The sequence below is a fragment of the Leptospira interrogans genome (assembly GCF_900156205.1).
Lineage (GTDB): Bacteria > Spirochaetota > Leptospiria > Leptospirales > Leptospiraceae > Leptospira > Leptospira interrogans.
Genome location: NZ_FTNA01000032.1, coordinates 19,109 through 44,513, shown reverse-complemented (window position 1 = coordinate 44,513; position 25,405 = coordinate 19,109). Strand labels below are relative to the sequence as shown.

The window sequence follows — 25,405 nt, the reverse complement described above, 5'->3', positions numbered from 1 at the left end:
AATATATTAAATCGAAAATTAACTCAATATGGTCTTATGTAAAAAAAATAACGGGAGGGCTTGACACAAGAAACATAGGAGAGAGCGTTGTGTTGAGTTCGTCAACGCGATTCATAGAGAGCCGTTGTGTTGAGTTTTCCCTATTTTTGGGTGGGGGAGGAGGTGGAAAAGTTTTCTTTATTAGAAAAACATACTTTTTGCAAGTAAAAAGACTCATTCTTGTCGGAACACTTCAAAAATGTACGTTTTTAATCCTTCTCATTCTAAAATCCTATTAACTTGTGGGTAAGGTTATGATTCTTCTGGGTTGCTCTGTAGGTCGATGTTTAAGATTTGGGATAAGCTCTGAATTCGGTGTAGAAAAAATGATTCTAAAAAAACTAGAGTTCTCACATTTTTTTTAATCTGTAGTTACTACTTGAACTCATGAAAATAATAGAGTTGTTGAAAAATTCCCTAGTTCCGATTAACAAAACTGCTTCAATTGCCCATTCCCATAAAATAGAAACAAATGGAGAATTAATTTTTCAACAATTCTAATACTAGGCCAAGCTTGTTTAAAGATTTAGGATTTCCTTTAAAAGCCAAAAATTTCGGATCATACGTAATTTTTAAAAACTTCTAAATCTTTGATAAAATCGCCCGTTTATTTCTAGTATTATTTTATACGAGTATAAGACCTACTTTGTAAGAATTCCTACGTTTTTATGTTTTGAGAAGTTTTTGGAATATTTTATAAAATTTTTTGTAAATAAAAAAGATATTTAAATGGTTTATCATTTGAAGAGGGTATATATAATTTTTATTATATATCAAACGAGGATTGATTTGGTTAAGATCAAAATACGATTTTTGTGTAAATATCAACTAACGTTTTAAATGTTTGATTCAAGTTCTCCGATTAATAGTCCGATTTTTTCTTTTCCTTTGGTCCAGTGTCAGTCGTTTCTAGCATTGAAGTAGAGAAACCATTTTTTTTCTATTGGATGAAACTTAACATCCATAGCGTAAATATGACTTTTCATCCAACCGGTTGAAGGAGAAAGGATCGGTTCTTTAGAAAGAAAATCCCATTTAATTCCATCGGTAGAATTTAAAAGATAAATCGAAGAACCGGAACGACCATCAGAATTTTGATAGATACAATTTTCAAAACCTACAAAACCATTTTCGGTCTTCAAAACTTTGATGGATCCGGCGGCTAAGTTACGATTGGGATTATCGGGAAAGATTAAAGGATTTTTTAAGGATGTGTAGGGTCCAAAAATTTCATCTGACTCAGCGGCGCCGATGTACGTAGGTTCGCAAAATCCACAGTCTGGAATCAAACTAAGAGACGCGCTGTAATAAAGTCTATATTTATTATTCTCTATTTTTACAAGACAAGGGTTTCCGATTGATTTACCATAACTTGTATGTACGTGCCAATTTAAAGAAGGTTCTAAAATCTTTTTTGGAAAGGACCAAGTTTTTAGGTCCTTTGAAGCGCGTATTTCGATATGTGAGTTCCATTTCCAAGATGAAAACCAAGAGAATACGATCTGGAACGGAGTATATCGTTCATACAATAAATAGAATATATTATTTTCTTTATATACAAAAGGCCTCATTCCGTGTCGAAATAAAAGTTTACCGGAATTCCATTTAAACCCGTTATTGGATTCGTATCTATGTATTCCAAAAAGGGTATGACAAAAAAGATGAAACTTTCCATCCGGAGATTCGGTGTTTAAAATTAACGAAGGATCTGCGATTAAAGGAGTAAAACACGGACTTTTGAGAATCGGATTTTGGGGATATAATTTCCATTTAATTTTTTTGAAGTCTGATATTTTCATAAAGTAGAGTTTTGATTTTCAACAACTCTACTGAAGAACGGATTTCCACTTTTTTAATGCAGGATCTTTTTTACAGGACTTCAATGGTTTTGTTCTTAAAGTCTGGATTGTAATAACTTTATGATCTTTGTGATTTACGACCGCATCCATACAAATACATCCATAGCCGTAATGTATATTTGTACTGACCCATTCTGAGGGTTTGAATTTTGGCCATTCCCAATCGTCTTTTAACTGGTAGCCACCTTGAACGCCAAGTATCCATTCGCCGTCACGATCATATAAAGTAATGTTAGCTGGCGATGGATTGTGAAACCATCCACAGCGTGTTTCTAATGAATCTTGTTTTGAAAAAAGTGGAGAGATGAAAATTGAAATGAATAAGATTAAAAATTTGTTTAACATACTACCTTTATTAACTTATAGTTTTATTATTCGTGATTGGACAAAAGTAATTTTTTACGTTCTTCATTTGAAAGATCAATAAGACTTTTCATCCTTTCCTGAAACTTTGAAAAATTACGATCTGCTTTGTCAAATTCTTTATAAAAAAAACTCGAACCAGAATGATACCTAAGATAACCTACAAAATCTTCGTTGTTCCAATTTTTAGATGCCAATTTTTCTATACGAATTGTTTTGAATTCTTTTTTGGAAACAAGTAGAGAGTTTTTAAATTCTTCCAGGATTCTTTTTTTATCTTCTAATTTTCTTTCGTCGTTTAGATCTGAATCGTATAACACGCGTAGTTTGCCCGCAGTGAAAACCAAAAGTTTTTTTAATTTTTGAGATTCTTCTTTTTTTAAAAGAATTTCTTTTTTGATCGGACTATCTTTACCTTCTATGGATTCTAAAAAATGAAAGGTTCCTTCTTCTTCTACAAAACTCGCATAACTTTCGTTAAAGATAGAATCTCCCGGAAAATAAACGGTGGCGTGCGCCATTTCGTGAAATACAAGAGAGGCGACTTCATAAGGTTTTGTATCTTCTATCTGAGAAGAAAAAATAGGATCTTCAAACCAACCTAAAGTGGAGTAACCCGCGGTAATTCGAATTCTAGTATCCAATCCTTTTTCTTTGAGTTTTTTTTCTTCTTCCTTTGCCTTGTCCAAATCAAAATAACCTTTATAAGGAACGGTTCCGGCGATTGGAAACCACCAAGTATAAGATTCCAACTTGAGAGGATAACAAGCGGTTACGTGCCAACCGATTTCTTTTCGATCCAATGGAACAAAAGATTTAAAACCCGCGGAAGGATTTAGCGCTAATTCTCTGATACCGTATTCTCGGAATGTTTCGACTTCTTGTAATTTGATTTTTAGTTCTTCTTTTGTGTTGGGGTCTTGTAGAACGGACTGAATTGATTTTCTCTTTAATAAAATGTCTAGTTGCCCCGTTCCTAGATGCCAGAGATAGCTTACACAATTTTCGAACGTGAAACAAAGTAAGGTTAAGAGTAGAATGTTATAGAATCGAATTGCGGTTTTAGATTTACGTTTGTTTATAGAAGTAAAAAAATTGAATTTAGGTTCTAACATGGAATGGATACGTTCTCTCCCCGTCTTTAACGGAATTCTTTTAGCCGTCTTAATTTTGATTCTAATCTTTCCGAAGGATTGTTCCTTGTCTTCTATTTTCTATGGTAAAAAACCAATCAGCCCTAGAGAACAGAAGAACGCGATCGAAATTCAAAATTCTTTTAGAAATGTTTATCGTCTTGCAAAGGATTCAGTAGTTTCCATTCGAACAAAAAAAAGTGAATCGATTACAAGTCCTTATCACTATTTTGATTTTAGAAACGAAAGACTCGCTTCTTTTGGGAGCGGATTTTTTGTTCACGAAAAAGGTTATATAGTTACGAACTATCACGTGATCGAAGACGCGGAAAGTATAGAGGTGATTACTTCCAACGGAAGTATTCATCCCGCAAAATATATCGGAAGTCACGAAAGGGCCGATATTGCACTTTTAAAAATCAGAGAAGGTTCTGGATTGCGTGCGGTTGTATTTGGAGATTCGGATCGGATCGAAGTGGGTGACTGGGCGATAGCGATTGGTTCTCCTTTTGGTTTAGAACGTTCTTTTAGTGTAGGAGTTGTTTCTGCCAAATATAGAGAAGATTTAGATGAGACGGGACAAGCTCATATTCAAACCGATAGTATGATCAATCCAGGCAGTAGTGGTGGACCTCTTTTAAACATCTACGGAGAAGTCATAGGAATTAACCGATTGATTCGAAGTGAAACTGGTCGTAACTCCGGCATTAGTTTTGCGATTCCAAGTAACTATGCTTTGAAGATTATACGAATGATAGAATCCAATCAAGGCAGACATATTCGTTCCGCGATTTTAGGGGTGATGGCAACTGTCCCACTTCCGGATCATAGAATTGCTTTGGGAATTCCGGAGTCTTGGAATGGAGTTCTCGTTTATGATATGGATCCTCAGTCTTCTGCGGAATTAGGTGGAATAAGACGTTACGATTTTATTCTGGAAGCGAATGGAACTCCGATCAAAAATATTAATGATTTACGCGAACAGGTTGGAATAGTGGGACTTGGGGGCAAGATCAAGCTACGTATCTACCGGGAAAAATCGATGCAGGAACTTTCGATAAAGTTGATTCAGAAATAGAAATGGATAAGAATTTTTTAGAGGAAAAAGAGAAAACCGGATGAGAAGAAACATCGTTCACAGCGGAGCGGACGCCCTAATTTATGAAATCAGACAGATCGTAGCCGTCGCAAAAAAGTTAGAGGCACTGGGACTTCAGATTACTTACGAAAACATAGGAGATCCTATCTTAAAAGGAGAATCGATTCCAGATTGGATGAAAGAAATAGTTTCCAATTTGATCTTAAAAGATAAGTCCTGGGCTTATACGGCCACACAAGGATATGAACCAACTCGTAAGTTCTTAGCAGAAAAAGTGAACGAAAGGGGAGGCGCTCAGATCTCAGCGGACGATCTTTTATTTTTTAACGGACTGGGAGACGCGGTCGCAAAAATTTTCGGTTTTATGAGAAGGGAAGCTAGAGTATTAGGACCAAGTCCAGCGTATTCTACGATTTCTTCTGCGGAAGCGGCGCATAGCGGCTATGAACACCTAACGTATAACTTACTTCCGGAACACAATTGGATGCCGGATCTAGAAGATATGGAAAACAAGGTGAAATACAATGATTCTATAGCTGGAATATTACTGATTAACCCAGATAATCCCACCGGTGCAGTATATGATAAAAACTTAATGAAGAAGATAGTGGCGATCTGCGAAAAATACGATCTGATGTTAATTTGCGACGAAACTTATGCACACGTAAATTATTCCGATCACGGTCCGCTTCATCTTTCGGAAGTAATCGGGGATAAGGTTCCCGGAATGGCGCTTAGATCTATTTCTAAAGAATTTCCCTGGCCTGGAGGACGTTGTGGATGGTTGGAAATATTTAACAAAGAGAAAGATCCGGTTTTTAGTCGTTACGTAAAATCGTTGTTAGACGCAAAGATGCTCGAAGTATGTTCTACTACTTTGCCACAGATGGCAATTCCGGAAGTGTATTCTCATCCTGATTTTATTCCTCATCTAAAAAGAAGAAACGAAAAATTCAAAAAACGCGCACACGTAGCAACGGAATATTTTGCAGAATTAAGAGGGGTTAAGGTAGTAGAACCAAAAGGGGCTTTTTATCTTACGGTCGCTTTTGACGACGACGTTTTAAATTCTTCCATGAAATTGGAAATTGAAAATAAAAAGGCGGACGAATTTATCCAACCTCTATTGGCTTCCGCGGCAAACGACAGAAGGTTTGTATATTATTTGCTTGCGTCCACCGGTATTTGTGTGGTTCCTTTATCAGCGTTTTGTACTTTAAAAGACGGATTTCGCGTAACGTTGTTAGAGGAAGACGAGGAAAAATTCAATTGGATTTACAAAACGCTTCGGGATAAGATTGGCGAGTATATCGCTTCCGCCTAACGTATAATTGAAATCAAAATGGGGACTCGAATTTGAAAGAGCCGCTCAAGATCGGTCTAATGGATTCTGGAATGGGCGGTTTGTCCGTCCTGAAAGAACTTTTAAAATACGATTCGGAATTAGAAATTGTATATTACGGAGATCTAAAGAACAGTCCTTACGGAGAAAAGGACGCCTCTGAAGTTTTAGAACTCGTCAGAAGCGTTTGTAATTTTTTACAAAAGGAAAACGTAAGTGCGATTTTGCTCGCTTGTAATACTGCAACTTCCGCAGCCGCACAAACTCTTAGAAAGGAATTTTCGATTCCTATTTTTGGAATGGAACCTGCAATCAAACCTGCAATTTTACAAAACCCAGGAAAGAAGGTGGCACTACTTGCCACTCCGGTTACACAAAGAGAAGAAAAATTACAGAGGTTAAAATCCGAACTAAAGGCGGAGGAGTTGGTGCTTTCTATTTCTTGTCCCGGCTTGGCTGGACTTGTGGATCAGGGGGATTTTGACAAAGCCGAAAAATATCTCCGACCTATTTTAGCAAATCTGCAAGAGCAGGATGTGGAGAATTTAGTATTAGGTTGTACACATTATGTTTTTCTAAAACAGATTATTCTAAAAAACTTTCCTAATGTAAAAATTTATGACGGAAATTCAGGGACTATCAAACATTTATTAAATTCTTTGCAAGTTCCAAGAGTTATTTTAAATGGAAGTCAAAACAATCGGTCTATCTATAAATTGATTTTGAATAGCGAGAAAGAGTTTCATTTTAGGCTGGCTTCCAAGCTTTTATCTTTGAAAGAATAAAGTTATTGAAAGTTCAGATTAACAAAACTATCGTTCCCATAAAATAGAAATAGACGTAGAATGAATTTTTCAAAACAATTCTAATAAAAAAAATCGCTCTATAATAAAAAGAGAAATTTAGCCTCAAAGTTCTATTATTATTTTTAACTTTTATTTGAATTATATTTTAATTTTATATTTCCTAATTTTTATTAGAGTTCGTTTTGAAACTATCGTTTCTAATTTTTGGCTAAGATTTATTATATTAAATTTTTGTTTAGATAGGGTATTTTGTCCTAACTTGACTCTAATCTCTTTTTCAAATTATATACTAAGATATATAAAAATTTTGAATAGAGATATATGAAAATGATACAAAATATTTTGCGAAAAGAAAAAGTTAAAACATGGAATCAATTGAAAGGCTCTAAATTTTTCAGATGTTGTTGTCTGTTTATTATTTTATTTTTTTTCGATTGTTTACCTGATTCACAGTCTTCTGAAAATAATTTATTTTTATCTTTGCTTTCTCTTCCAAAAAATCAAGGTATAATATTAAGAAACGATAAATCTATTGCAAAGTCTAAAACGACACGAAAATACGGCTGGGTTACTTTTACATCTCAAGTAACCGGAAAAAAAATCCAAGCAGATCCTGAACGACCTGACGGATGGTTAAGAGTGAATGCTTCGAGTAACACGGATTTTACGACGTTCACTTTATATCAGGATGGAAAAGATCCAGATTGTATCAAAGGCGGCCCTATCCGGGTTGAGCCTACTGCGTATCGAAATTATTATTGGAATTGGTGGCTTGGAGGAGGTGCGGGTAATTACGCCTATTATCCTAAATATAAAGATGGTTCTAACAAACTTCAAATTTACGTTTTAAAAGTCAGCGGCTGTTTGGAATCAGGAGATAGAGTCTTATTTTCGGATTATGATACTATAACTCAGGATGATTATTTTGTCATAGATTGGGATGGAGGCAGCTGGAATGAGTATCTTTTTCTTTGGTATAAATTTCCTAAGGTTCAGAGAGGATATTTTTATGTTCAATTGAATGAAGGCCCTGAGGAATAAAAAGAATAATAATTTTAGAATATTATGAAATAAAGAAGAGTTGAATATTTTCATCTCTTCTTTATTTTCTATTTTAATATATTGGCGAAAGAGGGAATGTATTTAGTTTTTTGAGTCCACAGGTTTTAAACTATAGAGAAATCCAATCATAGATACATAAACTGTCATGATGATTGGGCTAAACCACCAACCGAAACTTTCAAAATAGGAACCATCCGCGGTTATGATATAATATACGTGACCAGGAATACTTGCCGTTACATAAGTTGTTATAAACCAATAACCAATTTTATGACCTAATTTATTTGTAAATCCGTATACTTTAAAAAATATCTTATGTTCCCAAATGAGAGCGAATGCACTGTAGAGCATTACTACAGACAATCCTATATCAACAATCGGAGTCATAACTTGGCCCGGATCGGCTTTTCCATCGCGTAGATAATGAGCCAGGTTAATTAAATGAAGTGTAAAACCCATCGTAAACAAAAGTGGAAGAGATTTTTCGGCGTGAAATTTTAACATAGATTTCCTCGTAGTTGATCACTCATTTTTTAAGAAAGGTAAGTGACCATTACTTTTTTTAAAAAAAACACTTAGATTCGCTTACTGTCAAAACTTTTAATCTACTTTTATAAAAGCTTCAGTTGATTCTAATTATAAAGTATAAAAGTAGTGCTCACTTATATTTATTAAGACTTAATAAAGTGAGCATTGCTTACTGTTTCATAAATTAAAACATTCGTTTTTTAAGACAAATCTAACGAAAATTTTATAGTTTGACTGAAGCTGTATCCTCTTATAAACTATAGAAAAACCTTTGAGAGCATTTACATTCTACAGATATAGAATGTAAAAGTAATTGGTTTTGTATTTTATAGAGAATTGATTTTAAAAATAAAAATTTATACTGTGTTAAAAAATACTTAATTAGAATTTTATAATTTAAGGTATTATTTAAATATAAATTTTATAAGATCAAAAATGATCCTTTTGATTTATATTGTGACGGATTTAAATATTTTTATCTTACAAAATTCAGTTCTTGAGGTATAAATGTCAATTTATCAAAAAGATTTGGCCGTCGTGGTTTCCGACTAAAATTGGTGTTAGTTTTTTGTCTAGGATAATTATATCCTTTCCTTCCATTTGATCTATATTAAAATTTTCCATTATAAAACTTTGAATTTCTTTTTGATGAACATCGAATATTTTATTTTTAAAAGTTAAAATTGGATGTACTGATAAAAGATAATACCTTGGTTTTTCCAGAAATTGAATTGCGAGTTCCCGGTTGATTTCTGTTCTATATGTATTTTTTTAATGTTTTCTATTATAAAATCTATTTTTTTATAAAGTATATGTTCTGAGTTTACTTCATTTCCTGGAAAGGGCAGTTGGTTCATATTAAAGTTAAATTATATAGTTTTATTGAATTATAGGTATGATTGTTAAGAGAATTAATAAAGTTATTCTGTTGAATACATTATAGAAGTCTATAAATTTTGAAAAGTACTTAGATTTTTTTTCTATAAAAAAATATACTTGCGAATTTTATTATATAAATCACTGACACTTAAAAAGTTTACTTTATTTCTTTGTAATAAAATTGAGCTTATAGAATTTGAATCTTTAAAAATGTTTGTGAAAAGTTTTAAATTTCATTTAAGAAGACAATCAATCAGTGTTAAAATCATTAGAATTGTTGAAAAATTAATTCTCTAGGGGTTTTCGTTGTATGGAAACGGTCGATTGAAGCGTTTTGTTAATTGTTGCTATGGAATTTTTCAACAACTCTATTCTATTTCTTAAGAATTCTCGAGTAAAATAATTAAAATCTTGTCCCAAAACCTCAAAGAATTTACGTGATAATTCTTTGGAAATTTTTAATAAAATGTATTAATTCCTACAAAAACCCTCACATTTACAAACTTTCAAGCAGTTTAAAATATCGTATGAGTTCCACATTTTGAAGCAAGCTCTAAAATAAAATTGGGCTATTATATAATAAAGCGTTTAAAATTTATGATGTTTCATTATATAGGAATTGGTAAAACACCAAAACTTAATGAATGTGTCTTAAAAAAAGATATTTAAAATTTTCAGTTTTATTGAGTTTATTAAAGATATCTTTTTGATTCAAATTATCTAATATTTGATTGAATGAATCTGGATTTATCTCACCCGCTTCGTAAACGTCTAAATCAAAAGCTTCTTCTGGAAGTTCATAAAACCCTTGATATTTCCAAGAACTTGAATTGTTTGGATCTTCTCCTTCTAATCCAAAAGATAAAATTCCGTCTTCAATTGCGAAAACGGCTACGGGTTTATTTCCGTGTTCGATGGAGAATTTTTGAATTCCTTCTTCGATTGCCTTCACAAGTTTTGATGGAAGTTTTTTGTCGCTTTTTGTCAAATAAGCTATAATTTGTCCACAACCGTTTCCTTTCGCTCTACCTAAAGCGGTGTATCCTTCTTTATCTTGAGTATTGGGATTAGCACCACATTCTAAAATAAAAGAGAACGGTTCTAAATATTCGTTTTCGGAAGCCAAATTTACAAGACATTCGCCTATAATTACGTTAGGTGTTCTTTGGATAATTTTTTGCATCATATCGATCTGATTTTTGACACAAATACCAAGCCGCGGCCTTGCGGAACAAAGGCGCCAAAACCTTTGGGAGTTAAGATTTGCATGGATAAAAAAGAAGGGATCGAAGAGAGAATATTTTCAAAAGTTTGAATGTCTATGGTTTCTATCACTTTTTGAACCTCGTTATTGATTGTATGATATTTCTTCAGAGTTTGTATAAAATTAGAATCTTGAATAAAATGTTGGAAATCCTTATCTTGTAAAAAGCGATTTTTTGATAAACCCATGATTAAACAATCTCGGATTGAATTTAACATTTCCTCTTTATGATCGGTTGCTCCGTAATAACGTGCTTTCTGAAAAAATATATTAGAATTTATGCAATTATAATCTTTTAAAAGAATGGCCAACGAAAACGAATCTCCAACAAATTCTTCGGCTTTTGTATCTTTTTTTCCCGCCTTTAATACTTTGATAAAATCGTCTTTGCGAGAAATAAAAACTTCCAGTCTCTTTTGCTTTTTTCAAATTTCCAGAATTTAGAAATTGTGTAAATTTACCGTATTCTTTTTTACACCAACTCGAAAGGATCGAGAACTCTCGTCCTAAAGAATTTTGAATTTCATCGTAACTGATTGCTAAAATTTGTTCTGGAAAATGGTTTTTAGATCTTTTTACTACTTGGACGCATGAATAGAATACTTGTGTTAAATTGTTTCAAAAATTTGAATATTTTGGTCTTGCTTTAAAATGACGTAAATTCCGAATTTGCGATATTTTTTAAATACCACTATTTTTTCGTAAATTAGGCAGGCCGTTAATAACTTGGTACTATTTTCATGCGTCCGAGTAGTAAGTTCATGTTTTTGAAAATCCTCGTTTTTTCAAAGTTTATAATATACTAACTGAGTGCTTACATTTTTTATTTTTGAAATCTAATTTCAAGAACCATTTTTATCCAAATTTTCCTATTTCGTTCATGACGCTAAAAAAGCACTTTTTATGATTTTTCACTGATTTCATGGATAGTTCGATTGAACGTGTTTAGACAAGATTGAATTATTATTTTTGAATGTGATTTTTTTAAAAGTATATCGTTTATTTCTTTTTCAATTTCGATTGGTTTTATACAAGTGGAATAAAACCATTTCTCATCGTTTACGGATGCGCTTACGGTTATGAGTTTTTCTTCAGTTATATCTTGTATAAAACGGATCGCTTCTTGATACATTTCGTCGTAATCTCCGTAAAAATGTGTATGGAAAAAGTCCATAAAAACGGATAATTCATCTCTTTCGGTAGTTAATAAAAATGTTTGGAAACCTTTCGATAGAAATTTTAAATCTATGTCTATAAAATACGAGTCTTCCCCCTCATTTTTTTTAAAATTAATTTCTGAAAGCCAGTCTGGTTTTTCTTCGGATAATTTCCCAATCAGATATTTGGATAAGTTATCACTTTTGAATTTTTCGATATTCATGATAATGATACCAGTAATACACCGAAAAAAAGACATAGAATATTAAATTGATAAATCATTTTAGAGGTTTGAAGTATAAACCATAGTTGTATAAAAATTATAAAAAAACTTTAGTAAATTCTAATTTTAATATTCTTATTTATTAGAGTTGTTGAAAAATTTTATAATGAAGATTCGCAAAATTGCTTCAATTGTCCATTTCAATTCAACAGAAACAAATCAAAAATTAATTTTTCAACAACTCTATTATCTTAATTTAATAACACAAAATCGATGTTATGTGATTGGGCGGTTCCGAATTCAGGTTTTAATCCTTCTAAGAAATACATTGAGATCTCTCCTTTATTTTTTGCGGCAATTTTACCTCTGGATGTGAAAGTAAAAAATGGACTTAGAAGTTTGTAGCTTTCTTCTGAAACATTAATTTTACCTGGCTCTCCGGATGATTCCATTCGACTTGCAATATTTACCGTATCTCCCCAAATATCGTAACTAAATTTATTTTTACCAATTACCCCCGCTGCAACTGGACCTGTATGAAATCCAATCCGAACATCCCAATAGGAAATTCCGTTTTTATTTTTTTCCTCTTTGAGTTTTTGAATTGCGTCGCACATCTTGAGAGCTGCAAGAGCCACGTCAAAAACGTGAGTACGATTTACTTCTGGAACTCCGCCAACGCACATAAAGCTGTCTCCAATTGTTTTGATTTTTTCGAGACCGTGATCTGCACAAATCTGATCAAATAACGAAAAACATTCGTCTAGATTGGAAATCAATTCTTCGGGAGACATACTTTCTGAGATTTGTGTAAATCCCTTAAAATCGGTAAATAAAACCGTAGCTGAATTTATGTAGACGGGACTCACTCGATTGTTTTTTTTAAGTTCGGCTGCAATGGAAACTGGAAGAATATTGTGTAATAATCGATCGGATTCATCTCTAGCGTCTTGAAGTCTCTTTTCAAAAATTTCATTTACATTTTCTTGATAGTCTTTGCTTTGTTCGAATATGATTTGCCAGGCTTCGTTGTAATCTATATTAGGAATTGTGAAAATGATTTCTCGCATTAATTCTCGCATATTATTTTCTACTCGGATCAAAAAGGAAATGGAAAACCCGGTTCTATTATAATCAAATTGCCTAAAATTATTTAAAGTTGCTTCTTTAAAACGAGAATTGGTTTCGAGTGTATTATTACGAAGTGCTAATAAACGTTCTATATAAAGTCTATTATAACGGTCAAAATTATATTCGTCGTAGTGAAAGAAGAATCGATTTCTTTTTGCCCATTCTCGAATTAAATTAAAAGGTGGTCCTTCGGTTTGTTCTATTTTTGGAAATTCAGTAGAAAGTCTGGATAAGATGTCACGATTGGCTTCTCTCGAAGTTTTACCGTCGTAACCGATCTGTATTTGAAGTGGTTCCGGTTTGGAAAGTTCTTCCATTAGATGATGATAAAAGTAACGAGCCAGTTCGTATGAGATTAAATTACGTAACGTTTCCATTTGTTTTACTGAGTAAATAATTTCCTTTTAGACTTCCAGCTTTTTAATTTTACGAAAAAACTTTAAATCGATTTCGGTCATTGTATTTATAGATTTTGTTTCAGTGTTTAGAAAAAATTTTAGATGTCAGGGTGATTTTCGTTACAGTGCTGTTTTGATTTTTTGAGAATAGAATTACTATGTGTTTAAATAAATCATTTCTATATACGTAATTTTACTCACTTTAGTTTGTGGAATCAGATGACAATTTCAGTTTTACTACATAAAATACTAATATTTGAATATTAAAACAGTCCTTTGTGATTAAAATTAACGATATTCAATTTTATAGAGATCAGTAATTTTTATATTTTCAGTATATTGATCAAAATCTAATTAATTTGTATCTTGCAGAATGCGCTTCTAAACTCTAAACACAAAAAAATTGATCTTTCTTGGAAATAAACCTTCAAAATCAAATACTCATAAATATCGTGACTAAGTATCGGTTAATGCAAGTTCAATGCGAAAGCGATTGAGGCGGGATGAACAAATTGAATTTAGGAAAAGATTTTGTTTTCAATCGATTTTTTAATTTGTTCATCGGAGCTGAAAGCGCGGTCCGGCAGCGCCGGATTCGCCCAATTTTTCTTACGTATAATTTACGTTTCAAAGTGAGTATTGTTTATTGTGAGTTCTTTTTTTTGCAAAATGTAAAATTATCTTTGGAAACACTGAGCTTGAAAAAGTTCTTTCTTTTTTTTTATTTAAAATTACGTTGAATGAAATTTATAGGAAAGTCAAAAGTTTACATGGATTTTAGAGTAAAAACAATAGAAAATATTCGTAATGGAAACGAGATGAATACGTCAAAATATAAAATAAATAAAGCGAGCTCAAATGTTTACAAAATTATAATATTCGTATTGTTTTTTTCTATTTTTTTTAGCTCGGGGATAGCAGAAGAGAAACAAATTAAAAAATACGTTCTTATCTCAGAAGGCAAGTTGAATGTAAGAGAAAAGCCAAAAGATGGAAAAGTCTTGTTTCAACTGGAAAAAGGGGAATCCGTTTTTGTAAAAGAAAATTCAAGTTCTGATGGTTGGGTAGAAATACTTACAAAATCAGGAACGAAGGGGTTTGTATCTACGGAATTTTTAAGTAAAAAATCTCCGGAAGAATTGGAAAATGCAAAACTTTTTGGCTCGGTTCATACGGATACACAAGGTTCTAGATTTCGATCTTTGGCGATTCGGACGAATGACGGATGGGTTCCCGCAGGGCCGGGAGAATACGGAGAATACGAAGCGGAAACCCTCTATTTAGAAAAAAAGATTCTTAAAACAAAGGAGAAGGGTATCGTATACGAACAAATAAACGTCGCTGGAGAATTTATCCCTGAAAAAAACGATAAAGCCGGTTGTGCTGAAGGATATGATGTATTAAAAGGGAATTTAAATTCCTATAAAAAAATTAATACTTTAAAATATTCTATATTTGGAATATTTGGTTCTAAAATAAGCGATCAGGTCCGTTCGGAAAAATTTATTCCTTCTGAAAAAATTTCTAAAGTTCTGGAATCGACGGAAAATTCGTTTTTTAAAAAACAACATCCTAAGTCGGAAGAGTTGAAGTTTTTGAAACAAGGGAATTTGTATAGGATCGTTTCTCCAAAAAAAGAATACGTTGTAGTTCGATATTCTATCCAAATCAAAGCGGAAGAAAAATCATATCATACTTCTATTTACGAATTAGAAAACGAAAGTCTGGGAAAAAAGATATTCGAAAAATTTGAAGTGTTGCACAACGGGCAGGCCTTTTATGGTGGGAAGTATCATTTTATAGATGCTTTTGACTTGGACGAAGACGGAGCTCCGATTTTGATTTGGCATCACAATGGATATGATGGTTTTGTAAACGAGTTCTCTAAAGTTAAAAATGATAAGGTTGAACCTATGTTTTTAACGGGCGGGGATGCTTGTTAGATTTTGTGTAAAGGGAACGTTGATAAAATCTAAATATGATAATCTTCTTAATAAATTTTTGTATGAAACCTTCGTTTGACTACTATCATTCAATGAAAAATTTATTTTATAAAAGTTCTACAAAATATATTAATGAACCAGTATTTTCAGAATCTATTTTAGAAAAGATATACATTGGTTTAAGAATCAATTAGGTTAACTATAACCATATGGTAACCGTAAATGTTCCATTAGATACCGGGGCTGAATACGAGGTAATAAAACCATTTGATACATTTCAACAACATAGAAGATATACCTATGTCGGATTTATAAGTTTTTACGATGATAGAACGATTGCAGGTTATGAACTTTTTTTTTATCATGCTGAAAATGATAAATTACACGCTTGCCGGATTTCTATAAATCAAATTCAAAAAGAGCCCATTACGTTTTTTAAACGAGTAGGTGGATGGGAAAGGCCCGCGCCAAATTCGATCCCACCGATCGATCTAAGTCAATTGGATTTGTCCCAAGTAAAAAAACTATTTCAACTTTATATTCCTTATTTTAAATCTTTGATCGAAGGAGAAAAATGGATTCGGAATTGGTATGAATGGTGGGCTGAAAACGAAAAATTGTTCGAAACGGTTTTGACTCGAAGTGAATACTTACGCTGGAAACACTTTCCGATTCAGGAGATAGAAAAGTTTTTGAAGGAATCAAGTGTTCTTTTCCGTAGAAGTTATCAATATGTTTGGTTGGACGGTAATTGTATGGAGTTCTATCTAAATATGTAGGTCACGTCTTTATACAATTTTTATTTTATCATGATAATGTAGTGCTGTGAATTTTAGTAAAAAATTGTTTTTTAGACGAACTCGTGAGACTTACTTACTCTATAAAGTATATTGAATTTAAGCGTAATTTTTGGTTTTAAGCTAATTTTCGCTTAAAGCCATTTCAAAAATACTTTACAGTGTGTCCCAAAATCTGCCGAGCGATTCATAAAGAGCGTTGTGTTTTCTACTTTATCGGAAAGACCAAGTTGCAAGAACCTGTTCCTGCGCTGCGACCATAGAGAGCAGTGGGCATTGAGTTTTTTTTGGGGACAGGTTCTTATATTTTTTAAAGATTATTAGAGTTGTTGAAAAATTCTATAGTGGAGTTTAACAAAACTACTTCAATCGACAGTTTCCATACAACGGAAATCGATGGCGAATTAATTTTTCAACAACTCTATTCTAATCTATTTTTGAGACAGCCTCTAGTAAAGTTATAAAAGCCTTCTCATCTTGGATACGATGAACGATTTAATCTTCGTCTTCTTCTTCATTTTCTTCCTCGAGTTTGCCAAAAACTAGACCTTCTGGGTCCATAGAACAAGCCCAACCGTCGTGTTCACATACATACACTTTAAAGTTTTTTACGGTTTTTAATTTTTTAAAAGACTTATCTTTTACTGCAAGAGAAACGGCACGTCCCATCGTTCTAGCCACTAAATTCCAAATATAATTTTTAAGTAGCCTATATCCTTTGTCTTGATAACCTAACGAGTCGTAGGCGTCGGCCATAATTTTTCCAGGCTCGTGTAAAGAAAATCCTCCTAAGGTTGGTCCTTCTTCGAAGTATTCGTCTTCATCTCCGACGCCAAAATAAAATTCGCTGCAATCGATTCCATATTCTCTAAAGTTTTGATTACTACATTCCGCTACAAAACCGATTAGTCTTTCTTCTTCGTCTTCCATTTCTTCTTTTGCGCTTTCAAACGCTTCCACAACATTATGAAATAATTGTTTTTCGTATTCGTCCCAAGGAAGTGCGGATAATTTTTCTAAAAACGGAGCTAATTCAGGTAACTGAGAAACTGCAGTTTTTAATTCTTCTACGGTTTCTTCAATTTCTTCTCTGGCTCTACCTTTTGGTGGAGCGGGAGCGTTTGCTTCTATATAACCTTTTTTTAATTTTTCAGAGAGAAGTTTTTTTGCTTCTTTAAGACAGGTTTCTTCGTCGTCAAAGGTTTTAGTTTGTACTTGACCAGAAGAACCGGTTTTTCCGTAGGTTACTGTAAATGAATCTTCGGAAACTTCTATCTGCCAGAATTTATCTGATTTATCGTCTTGGAAGGTTAAGTAGTGTTTCATGATTTTTCCTATTAAAGATGAACGAATATTTATATACTTGTTATCTTTTAAGTGAGACTTATTTTAATCTAAAAAAAATGAATCATGATTTGTTCTTTCCAAATTTCTCACAAAGATTTTTTATTTGAACTGAATTTTCTAAACCTATGGGTTCGTATTCTAAATTGAATTCCATAGATCGATCCGAAAAGTAATCGAGGTAAAATATTACCAACGGCTCAAAATTTCCATTTTTGTAATAGGATTTCGATCTCCTCTGGGATCGATAACTGTATCCGCATCCACTTCTACTGACTTTGGAATTCCTTGTTCGGCGATACACAGATCGATATTATTATCATTGTCGTCTATGTCTGCGATTTTAAACGGAGATACTGTAAAGGTTTCACTTCCGGAGATCATTTCGATTTTGAATTTTTTCAGCTCTCTATCACCTAACTCTTGACCATCGATTGCTCGAACACCTCCGGCCCACACGGTTCTTACTACTACCGTTGTTTCAAGTAGTGGGCAATCTGCACCGTGTACAGAAGTGTTATAAGGATATGAATCTTCGAATCTAAAATATTCTGCATAACTGATAAAAGGCCCAGCGGTTAAAGGAGTGACTTGGATTTTTTGTCCGATTAAATTTTGCCCATCTCGGCTTTTGAGTTCCCCTACGATGACTACTTCGTTAGGTTCGTTATCTGGGTGATCGCCAAATTGACCGATCAACAAAATGGTACGCAATTCGAACTGCTCTAACGAAGGTACGAATGTGGCGAATAGGGGATAAAAAATTTCTCCTTTTTTAGTAGTGATCTGAAAGTCAGAAAGGTCTACCGTCGTAGGATCGATCTCGTGCGAGAAAACGAGTGGCATTCCATCCTTTCCGGGTGCGTTTCTCCACAGTAAAAACGAGCGCCATGGTAAAGAGTTATCTAAACCGAAAAAAGCCGAAATCAATTTTGCTTCGCGATTTTTCTCAATTTGCGGCACGTTTGAGGATAACTGGTAATTCGGGATCGAAACGCAGTAGTTCAAAAGTAAAATGACGGCAACGAAGGTGATTCTTTTTTTCATAAGCAACTCAGTTTTTAAACGATTTGATTTCCATTTTTTACAAAGTGATAGGGGTTGTTTTGTTCGGATTTGAATGAACAAGTTAATTTCGAATTCCATTAGAATGTTTGCATACTTTAAACGATCTTCGAATTCTGCAATTCGTTTTTCTTTAAGAAAAACGGATGGGGGATCTGTTTCCTAATTTAACGTAAGTTCGGTATGAGAAAGAATTTTCTAAAAGTATGAGTTCTTACAATTTTAGGATTTGTTCGTGAAGTCTTGATTTGTGAGAGTTTCCACATTTTAGGAATCGATCTGTAAAGTTTAGATTCCAACTTTTTTCAAAAAAGTGAACCATAGTAGAATTCACCTTAAAATATAAATTTGTGAGAGTTCCCACAGATTAAGTCGTATTATAAATTTTAAAACATTCATTTTTTATAATTTGAGTTCGGAAGTTCCAAATTTATTTTCTATGGAAAAATCAGATTTTATAAAACGATTTTCTTAGACCGAACCTATGTTCATTTCAATGAAATGGTTTTTAGTTCGTTTTAAAATTATCAAGGAGAAATATATTTCTTTTTTGTTTTATATCAAATCTCCACCAGTTCAATAAACATTTCGGACTGATAAAAAATAAAACTGCGGAATTTTACTTTCTTTTAAATTTTATTTAAGAATCAATGGTCTTCAAAAAGAAACAGAAGTAATTTCATAAATGGATTTATGAAATGTAGTAAAAACAACCGATCTAAAAAAGAATTTAGATTAAAAAGAAAATAAAACAGAAATATGGATACAGCCGCATTATTCAAAGCGATTCGAGAGAAAAATTTAGCTGTAGTAAAAAAACTTTTAGACGAAGGTTGTGATCCTTCTTGTTACCAAAAAGATGTATATAACAATGCTCTGAGTCTTGCCGCTTATATGAGACAACCAGAAATGGTAGAGTATCTTATTCAAAAAGGAGCTCGTGTTAACGATAGAACTAAAGGAGAACGTATTGCCTTGCATAATGCGGTTTGGCAATACGATAAACGTTCTGTAGAACTTCTTTTGGAAGCTGGATCGGACATTCACGCAGCCGATCAATCTAACTGGACTCCAATTTGGCTTGCGTCTAAATGGGAACCTTTTATCTCCCTCATAGAACAAGGCGCTTTTGTAGAAGGTAGAGATAAAGAAGGAAAAACTTTACTCAATAAAATAGCTTTAGCAACTGCATCTTTTAGTCAAGAAGACGGAATGAAAATGCTGACTAAACTTGTAGAGTTAGGTTTAAGAGTTTCTGATGAAAAACCGGACTCCTATGGAGAAACTCTATTGATGAAAACGATAGAAGATACTCCATATAGAAACAAAAATCAGATTGCTTATTGGTTGATCGAACAGGGGATGGATCCTTTGCACGTAAGTCATGCCGGATGTACTGCGCTCCATTATGCGTGTAAATCCGGAGATTTGGATATGGTTAGGACGTTAGTCTCTCTTGGAGCGGATATAAATGCAGTCATAACTCAAGACGGATCTGGTTTTGAAGCGGGTATGAGTCCGCTTGATTCTGTAACGAAATACGGCTCCAAGCGTAAAGCCATTCTCGCGGAACTGAAAAAGAACGGAGCAAGTAAGAAGCCGACTATGGATTTAGAAATAGAGGATAATGTAATACGACTGAAAGGTAAGGATCGTAGAACGATTTTAGAAAATATGTTGGAGATAACAAAAAACCTGCAAGAAAACGTATTTTCGCATCCCGATTACGAAAGTCCGGATCACTGGCTTGAATGGGAATTGCCTGGAGAAGAAATAGACGAAGCGGACTTCTTTTTAAAATGTATAAACAAACCGGAATTACGCCTACTTGTTGCGCGTTATGTGTCACAGATACTGATCGCGAATGAAAAAGAAGGAGACACGATTTATGTGCATGAAGAGTTAGAGGCGGGAGGATATGCCATGCAGGCGCTCGTTTCGACCGGGGAAGTGGAATATTTGGAATTACTTAAGAAATGCATTCTTTCGATTGATATTGATCATACGGTTCATTTGCACGAACTTATGGATGTAGCACGCTCTAAATATTCTCAGGAACAACTCGCTCCGATAGAAAACACATTGGATGAATTAGGGTTGGCTCGTTAGCTCGTTTTTAATTTTGTAGGATCTGACTTGTAGTATGTGTACCGAACGGTTTTTCGTTTTATCGTTCGATCTACATATTACAAAAAAAAATTATTCCCCGAATAAGATTTGTGTCAAATCCATAAACCGGTAAGTTTTCCCAAAAAGAAACGAGCAAAAACTTCAAAAAAGTAGAATATTCAAGAAAGATAAAGTACTACTTTTGAATTGATTTCTTTCATCTTGGTTTCTACACTTTCTGGGTTTTGTGCAATTGGATTGTTTCCGATTTTTAATTCTCTCAATGCTGTCATTTCCGAAAGAAATTCGGGTAATTCTGAAATCTGGTTTCCGCTCAAAGATACGTCTTTAAGTTTTTTCAGCTCCTTTAAAATCTCAGGAATTTGAATAAACTGATTATTTTTTAAATATATGTTTTTTAAAGATTCTAATTGCGAAATGGATTTAGGAAGATTAGATAGCCGATTGTTGCTTAATGCAAGAGTTTCCAATTTTTGAAAGTTTTTAAATAGATCGTCAGGTAGTTCTTTAAGTAAATTGTCATCTAAACCCAAAGATTTTAGATTTGGAAATTGAGTTAGTCCTTCTGGTATTTGAGTCAATTGGTTATTGCTCAGACTCAAATTGGTTACTGATTCGAGTGTAATTCCTATATTAGGAAAACTTGAAATTTTATTTTTAGTCGTATCTATCCGAGTTAGATTTTTTAAATTAAAAATTTCCGGTGAAATTGTTTCTAATTCGTTGCCCCAAATTAAAAGTTCATTCAATTTAGGAAAACGACAAATTCCATCCAAAGAAGTGAGTCGATTATCAAAAAGACCAAGTTCTATGATTTCGCTGAATTCCTTAGTTAAATTGGAAATTTGAGTGATTTTGTTGCCGGATAAATTTAAATTTCGAAGAAATTTTAGATCTGCTAATCGATCTGGTAACTCTGTCAATTGGTTGTCCATAAAGAGTAGCTTTTTTAATTGCGGAAGTTGGAATACGAATTCTGGAATTGTGGTTAAGGAGTTAGCGTTTAGGCAAAGTAGTTCTAATTGCGAAGAATTGAATATACTAATTTTATTTTCTATAGATAGGTTGCTATTTGTGAGATACAAAGATTTAAGAGACGGAAGATTTAGTAAAAAATCGGGGAACTCGGATAATTTTGCACCTTTTATGGAAATACTTTGGATATTTTTTAATTCACTTAAACTTTGGAGAGAAATTATATTTTCGCAATTGGAAATATTGAAATTTTTTAAATTTTCAAAAAGATTTATATCGGTAAGATCTATTTCTGAAACATTAGAAATGATTAAAGATTGCTCCCCGCTTAAAAAATATTTAAATAGAGAAGATTTTGAGATTTTGAGTATGGAGTATAAATTTTTTTGTTCCTTTGCGTTCGAATCGAAAAATACAGAAGCGTCTTCATCGTGGTAATAGGAGAACATTAGAAAATACGGTTGTTGTTTTGGGATTTGTTTAAAAACTTCTGCTTTTAAAGTTTGTATAATTACTTCCTGCGTTAGTTTACACAGTATGTCTTTTATCAGAGAAAAGTCTTCGTCTTCCAATACTTCCCGGATTTTTTCTGGTTTCTGTTTGAGTTGATTTTTAATAAAATTAGAAAAATCGACTACAGGGACGTTTCGAATTGCACCTTCTTCCATAGAATTTTTAGGATCGTTACTTTCTAAATCATAGTCAAATTCTATACAATAATCCGTACTTGCGTCGTCCCATCTTATATCAAAAATTCCTATTGGAGATTTTTCTTTTTGATTTAGTTCTTCCCAATATTTATAAACGGAATCGAAAATGTCTCCCGCTAGATTTTCCCAATCTGTATTTTTAAGTATTTTAGAATATTTTGAAGAAGAAATATCTTGGATTCTAACTTTTAAAAATTGATGAAATGTTTCCGAAGTCAAAGAGGCTGGTTTGTCTATTTTTGATTTTGTTTGAGAAACAGAAGTTTCTGTGGAAGTTGAGTTTTTTTTCTTAGAAGAATCGGAACTTGTAGAAGAAATAGGTGGATCTGTTTCTACATAACCTTTTTTTAATTTTTCAGAGAGAAGTTTTTTTGCTTCTTTAAGACAGATTTCCTTATCGTCAAAGGTTTTAATCTGTGTTTGTCCAGAAGTGCCAGTTTTTCCGTAGGTTACTGTAAATGAATTTTCGGAAACTTCTATTTGCCAGAATTTATCTGACTTATCGTCTTGGAAGGTTAGGTAGTGTTTCATATTTTTCCTGGTTGGGTAGGAGATTATCTCAAAAATGATTCAGTATTTTAAAACGACTTTAGTAAATAAAATATTTTTCAGATTATTGTTATATATAGAATGCAATATAATTGGGACATTTTTAGAATAAATTTTTTTAATAGGATTAAGCTTCTTAGATCAACTTATTGTTCGTATTTGAGCTTATTTCAAAACCTCAAAAAATTTTACGCGATCATTCTTTAAAAGTTTTTAATCAAACGCACTCGTTCCTACAAGTTAGGTTGTATTTGGCAATTTGCGAACTTTTGAGTAGTTCTTAATCTCATTAAATTTCGTGGTAGTTCCCACATTTTTGACTGGTTTTCATATTTCAGTCGTTTTTTATAAGGTAACCAAATATTCACCCTTCATTTTGTACTTTTTAGAATTTAATTTTACGTGAGTTCTAAGTAAAGAACCCATGATTCTGAAAAAAGTTGGAATCTGAACTTTACAGATTGATTTAAATGTGGGAACTCTCACAAATCACGATTTTACGAACAAATTTTAAAATTGTAGGAACTCATACCTTTAGGAAATTTTTACCCGCACGAACTCAAGTCAAAACGGGATTTGAATTTTGATGATGGTCGCAAAACGGCGGTTTTGTGTAAAAATTTGATTGGGCGATGATTCTTTTTGTATTTATAATAGTTCCCACAATTTTCAACGTTTAACTGATAAATCCACGATTTGTGAGAGTTCCCACATCTATTTTTTATGAAAAAATTGACCTAGGATAAAACGGATTCTTACGTCTTGTTCACGTTTTTTAGCCCCAAAAGTTCGATACTTCTCTTTAAAATTAGTTTTTTGATTCGTTTTTGTTTTATATTATAACTTGAATTGTTTTGGTTGTCCCAGTTTGTGATCAGGATTCGTTTATTTAGATAACAAAAATGCCTGAGGTATTTTTGAGGAGATTCAAATGAAAGAATTCTTACAAAAGACGAAGAGAGGGGCGAGCGTTCTCCTGATAATGTATGTGATTTGGAATTGTGGAGGAGAAAAACAAAATGATTCTTCCTCTTTGTTAATGCTTTTGGGACCTGAGCAGTCTTTGCAGACTGAGACTTATTCTATGACTTCAGGCCAAAATATAGGTGTAAATCAAAATCAACCAGAACTCAATCCTGGATCTGAAGAAGTAGTCGGTTACAGTAATTCTTCGGAACCCGATCTTATGGTTTATGTTTATTTCCCTGGCTCAAGACAAATGAAACCGGGAGAAGACATCTCTCGCAAACTAAGCCTTCAAGTTGCTAATTTTGGTGGAAGTTTGGTGGCTGGAAATCGTCCCGATCAGGAAGGTTATATGGTAGATTTGATTCTTTCTAAAGATAAAGAGGTGCCCGAAGGTTATGCTTCTTATTCTTCCGATTTTCAAGAAGACGTTTTGTTAGGCGGTGGAAGAATTAGTAATACTCCGGACCTGGTTTCAGGTGCTCTCAAATATGTAAGCGAAGGATCTAATATTCTTCCTAAAAACATACCAACTGGAGATTATTATCTTTGTGCGAGAGTCGATATAGGATCTAAAATTGCAGAATCGAATGAAAGTAATAATACAAATTGTTTTCCAATTTCGATTCAAATGGAAGAGGCTCTTCCTGATTTAATTATCCCACGCGCTTCTGTTTATCCTAGTGGAATGAAATGTAGAGCTCATAAACCGATGATGTTTATCACTGCTGAAATCAAGAATATAGGACAAGGTCCAAGCCCGGTGATGTCAAATGTAGGTATCATCAACGCATTAGAACCGGATGGAATTCGTGGAAATGGAATTGGATACGAATCTGTAATCCAACCTGGAGAAACCGTCACGGTTACATTTCCAATTTATTTTCCAATTAACGAATCTCTCGAAGTGGATACTTCTTTGGTTGAAAAGAAACATACATTTGACCTGAGATTAAATCGTGGAAATTGGCTGCCAGAATCGAATGTGCAAAACAACGCATATACTAGAAAACCATTAGAACTTACGATTCCAGAAGGTTATTGTAAAAGTCATTCTGATTGATATTTAACCCTTTGAAAAATTGAATTTGAAATATCCTCTTCGTCGGGCTGGTTACAGCCCGGCGGAAATAAATCTTCACTCGTAAATTAGAAAATAAATATATTCTAAAAATTTTAAGTACTAAAGAAAACAAACGGCAGTTGAGTGTCCTTCGCTAATTTTTAGTGTTTTTAAAATAGGATGGTAATAGCTTGGGCTGTCGGGGTGAAACTACTATTTGCCAAAATGGATCCGGTTGATTGTCTTTAAACGTAAATTATTGTTTTCTTAAATGCTCAATAAAATTATAGCCATTTTATAATAAAGTTCGATACGAATCAGCCTTATACTTTCCAGTTTGGCTGCAAAATTTTATAGATTACGCATGAAGTCTCATCGTATATTTTTCTCTAAGCATAATCTGTAAGATTATTCTTTCGTTCGATTTTAAGAAAAATTTGTTAATCTAACGTGAGTTCGGCGTAAGAAAATTTGGGCAATCGCTCGCAGATTTCATAGCTAAAATGGCTCGCGACTGCGCTTTTCGCGAAAATTCCTTCGGAATTTCTCAAACTCAATGTTGCTCTCTATCATCACCAA

General features: G+C 33.2%; 18 protein-coding genes and 2 pseudogenes. 9 read left to right on the top strand and 11 right to left on the bottom strand.

Going from position 1 to position 25,405, the window contains the following annotated elements:
• Nucleotides 1-941 precede the first annotated feature (941 nt).
• The 3 genes and pseudogenes from BW942_RS18170 to BW942_RS18160 all read right to left on the bottom strand — a co-directional run.
• A pseudogene (locus BW942_RS18170) lies at nucleotides 942-1,838 on the bottom strand (glycoside hydrolase family protein); the annotation flags it as partial.
• A 27-nt stretch (nucleotides 1,839-1,865) separates the two neighbouring features.
• Complete coding sequence (locus BW942_RS18165) at nucleotides 1,866-2,243, bottom strand: DUF4087 domain-containing protein (RefSeq protein ID WP_000932549.1); 378 nt, start codon at nucleotides 2,241-2,243, stop codon at nucleotides 1,866-1,868.
• A gap of 26 nt (nucleotides 2,244-2,269) precedes the next feature.
• The gene (locus tag BW942_RS18160; RefSeq protein ID WP_000892858.1) at nucleotides 2,270-3,376 is read right to left on the bottom strand and encodes an aminopeptidase; all 1,107 of its coding nucleotides are present in this window, start codon (nucleotides 3,374-3,376) and stop codon (nucleotides 2,270-2,272) included.
• Here BW942_RS18160 and BW942_RS18155 point away from each other — a divergent pair.
• From BW942_RS18155 to sph, 4 genes are all read left to right on the top strand, one after another.
• Nucleotides 3,375-4,472 (top strand): S1C family serine protease, encoded by a 1,098-nt coding sequence (locus BW942_RS18155; RefSeq protein ID WP_001976240.1) that lies wholly within the window; start codon nucleotides 3,375-3,377, stop codon nucleotides 4,470-4,472. The two genes, BW942_RS18160 and BW942_RS18155, sit on opposite strands and share 2 nt — an antisense overlap.
• 40 nt (nucleotides 4,473-4,512) lie before the next feature.
• Nucleotides 4,513-5,817, top strand: a complete 1,305-nt coding sequence (locus BW942_RS18150) for a pyridoxal phosphate-dependent aminotransferase (RefSeq protein WP_001253859.1) — start codon at nucleotides 4,513-4,515, stop codon at nucleotides 5,815-5,817.
• 32 nt (nucleotides 5,818-5,849) lie between these two features.
• A complete protein-coding gene (gene murI, locus BW942_RS18145; protein ID WP_000662657.1) occupies nucleotides 5,850-6,620 on the top strand; it encodes a glutamate racemase in 771 nt (256 codons plus the stop codon).
• 342 nt (nucleotides 6,621-6,962) lie between these two features.
• Entirely contained in the window at nucleotides 6,963-7,682 is a 720-nt protein-coding gene (sph, locus tag BW942_RS18140; RefSeq protein WP_000782164.1) for a sphingomyelinase, read from the top strand.
• A 102-nt stretch (nucleotides 7,683-7,784) separates the two neighbouring features.
• Here the strand turns inward: sph and BW942_RS18135 are convergent, their stop codons facing one another.
• The 5 genes and pseudogenes from BW942_RS18135 to BW942_RS18105 form a co-directional block, all read right to left on the bottom strand.
• Nucleotides 7,785-8,207, bottom strand: a complete 423-nt coding sequence (locus BW942_RS18135) for a hypothetical protein (RefSeq protein WP_000911058.1) — start codon at nucleotides 8,205-8,207, stop codon at nucleotides 7,785-7,787.
• A 701-nt stretch (nucleotides 8,208-8,908) separates the two neighbouring features.
• Nucleotides 8,909-9,088 carry a hypothetical protein gene (locus BW942_RS18130; RefSeq protein ID WP_001072712.1) on the bottom strand — a complete coding sequence of 60 codons (180 nt, stop codon included), beginning with the start codon at nucleotides 9,086-9,088 and terminating at the stop codon, nucleotides 8,909-8,911.
• Nucleotides 9,089-9,747: 659 nt separating this feature from the next.
• A pseudogene (locus BW942_RS22170) lies at nucleotides 9,748-10,920 on the bottom strand (ankyrin repeat domain-containing protein).
• Nucleotides 10,921-11,275: 355 nt separating this feature from the next.
• Nucleotides 11,276-11,791: a hypothetical protein gene (locus BW942_RS18110; RefSeq protein ID WP_000007737.1), complete on the bottom strand. Its 516-nt coding sequence runs from the start codon at nucleotides 11,789-11,791 to the stop codon at nucleotides 11,276-11,278.
• Nucleotides 11,792-12,006: 215 nt separating this feature from the next.
• Entirely contained in the window at nucleotides 12,007-13,263 is a 1,257-nt protein-coding gene (locus BW942_RS18105; RefSeq protein ID WP_000449386.1) for an adenylate/guanylate cyclase domain-containing protein, read from the bottom strand.
• 524 nt (nucleotides 13,264-13,787) lie between these two features.
• Between BW942_RS18105 and BW942_RS18100 the strand changes: the two genes are divergently transcribed.
• The 3 genes from BW942_RS18100 to BW942_RS21590 all read left to right on the top strand — a co-directional run bounded on the left by BW942_RS18100 (nucleotide 13,788) and on the right by BW942_RS21590 (nucleotide 16,006).
• Nucleotides 13,788-14,024 (top strand): hypothetical protein, encoded by a 237-nt coding sequence (locus tag BW942_RS18100; RefSeq protein ID WP_001037953.1) that lies wholly within the window; start codon nucleotides 13,788-13,790, stop codon nucleotides 14,022-14,024.
• The gene (locus BW942_RS18095; protein ID WP_017861730.1) at nucleotides 14,025-15,227 is read left to right on the top strand and encodes an SH3 domain-containing protein; all 1,203 of its coding nucleotides are present in this window, start codon (nucleotides 14,025-14,027) and stop codon (nucleotides 15,225-15,227) included. It abuts the gene before it with no gap.
• A gap of 209 nt (nucleotides 15,228-15,436) precedes the next feature.
• Nucleotides 15,437-16,006 (top strand): hypothetical protein, encoded by a 570-nt coding sequence (locus BW942_RS21590; RefSeq protein ID WP_000259100.1) that lies wholly within the window; start codon nucleotides 15,437-15,439, stop codon nucleotides 16,004-16,006.
• Nucleotides 16,007-16,519: 513 nt separating this feature from the next.
• Here the strand turns inward: BW942_RS21590 and BW942_RS18085 are convergent.
• Nucleotides 16,520-17,350, bottom strand: a complete 831-nt coding sequence (locus BW942_RS18085) for a WGR domain-containing protein (RefSeq protein WP_000683633.1) — start codon at nucleotides 17,348-17,350, stop codon at nucleotides 16,520-16,522.
• A 207-nt stretch (nucleotides 17,351-17,557) separates the two neighbouring features.
• Entirely contained in the window at nucleotides 17,558-18,514 is a 957-nt protein-coding gene (locus BW942_RS18080; RefSeq protein ID WP_000393975.1) for a hypothetical protein, read from the bottom strand.
• 678 nt (nucleotides 18,515-19,192) lie between these two features.
• Between BW942_RS18080 and BW942_RS18075 the strand changes: the two genes are divergently transcribed.
• Nucleotides 19,193-20,542, top strand: a complete 1,350-nt coding sequence (locus tag BW942_RS18075; protein ID WP_000379031.1) for an ankyrin repeat domain-containing protein — start codon at nucleotides 19,193-19,195, stop codon at nucleotides 20,540-20,542.
• Between the two features lie 179 nt (nucleotides 20,543-20,721).
• On the opposite strand, the gene BW942_RS18070 is transcribed toward BW942_RS18075, so the two are convergent.
• Complete coding sequence (locus BW942_RS18070; protein ID WP_000683647.1) at nucleotides 20,722-22,779, bottom strand: LIC_11051 family fibronectin-binding protein; 2,058 nt, start codon at nucleotides 22,777-22,779, stop codon at nucleotides 20,722-20,724.
• Nucleotides 22,780-23,728: 949 nt separating this feature from the next.
• Between BW942_RS18070 and BW942_RS18065 the strand changes: the two genes are divergently transcribed.
• The gene (locus BW942_RS18065; protein WP_000657732.1) at nucleotides 23,729-24,826 is read left to right on the top strand and encodes a hypothetical protein; all 1,098 of its coding nucleotides are present in this window, start codon (nucleotides 23,729-23,731) and stop codon (nucleotides 24,824-24,826) included.
• Nucleotides 24,827-25,405: the final 579 nt, after the last annotated feature.

Bases quoted from the DNA above. Each gene is read 5' to 3' on its own strand.
- BW942_RS18135 (WP_000911058.1), bottom strand. From the start codon at position 8,207: ATGTTAAAATTTCACGCCGAAAAATCTCTTCCACTTTTGTTTACGATG.
- BW942_RS18080 (WP_000393975.1), bottom strand. From the start codon at position 18,514: ATGGAATTCGAAATTAACTTGTTCATTCAAATCCGAACAAAACAACCC.
- BW942_RS21590 (WP_000259100.1), top strand. From the start codon at position 15,437: ATGGTAACCGTAAATGTTCCATTAGATACCGGGGCTGAATACGAGGTA.
- BW942_RS18065 (WP_000657732.1), top strand. From the start codon at position 23,729: ATGAAAGAATTCTTACAAAAGACGAAGAGAGGGGCGAGCGTTCTCCTG.
- BW942_RS18110 (WP_000007737.1), bottom strand. From the start codon at position 11,791: ATGTCTTTTTTTCGGTGTATTACTGGTATCATTATCATGAATATCGAA.
- sph (WP_000782164.1), top strand. From the start codon at position 6,963: ATGAAAATGATACAAAATATTTTGCGAAAAGAAAAAGTTAAAACATGG.
- BW942_RS18105 (WP_000449386.1), bottom strand. From the start codon at position 13,263: ATGGAAACGTTACGTAATTTAATCTCATACGAACTGGCTCGTTACTTT.
- BW942_RS18085 (WP_000683633.1), bottom strand. From the start codon at position 17,350: ATGAAACACTACTTAACCTTCCAAGACGATAAATCAGATAAATTCTGG.
- BW942_RS18150 (WP_001253859.1), top strand. From the start codon at position 4,513: ATGAGAAGAAACATCGTTCACAGCGGAGCGGACGCCCTAATTTATGAA.
- BW942_RS18155 (WP_001976240.1), top strand. From the start codon at position 3,375: ATGGAATGGATACGTTCTCTCCCCGTCTTTAACGGAATTCTTTTAGCC.
- BW942_RS18160 (WP_000892858.1), bottom strand. From the start codon at position 3,376: ATGTTAGAACCTAAATTCAATTTTTTTACTTCTATAAACAAACGTAAA.
- BW942_RS18100 (WP_001037953.1), top strand. From the start codon at position 13,788: ATGAACAAATTGAATTTAGGAAAAGATTTTGTTTTCAATCGATTTTTT.
- BW942_RS18095 (WP_017861730.1), top strand. From the start codon at position 14,025: ATGAAATTTATAGGAAAGTCAAAAGTTTACATGGATTTTAGAGTAAAA.
- BW942_RS18130 (WP_001072712.1), bottom strand. From the start codon at position 9,088: ATGAACCAACTGCCCTTTCCAGGAAATGAAGTAAACTCAGAACATATA.
- BW942_RS18070 (WP_000683647.1), bottom strand. From the start codon at position 22,779: ATGAAACACTACCTAACCTTCCAAGACGATAAGTCAGATAAATTCTGG.
- BW942_RS18165 (WP_000932549.1), bottom strand. From the start codon at position 2,243: ATGTTAAACAAATTTTTAATCTTATTCATTTCAATTTTCATCTCTCCA.
- BW942_RS18075 (WP_000379031.1), top strand. From the start codon at position 19,193: ATGGATACAGCCGCATTATTCAAAGCGATTCGAGAGAAAAATTTAGCT.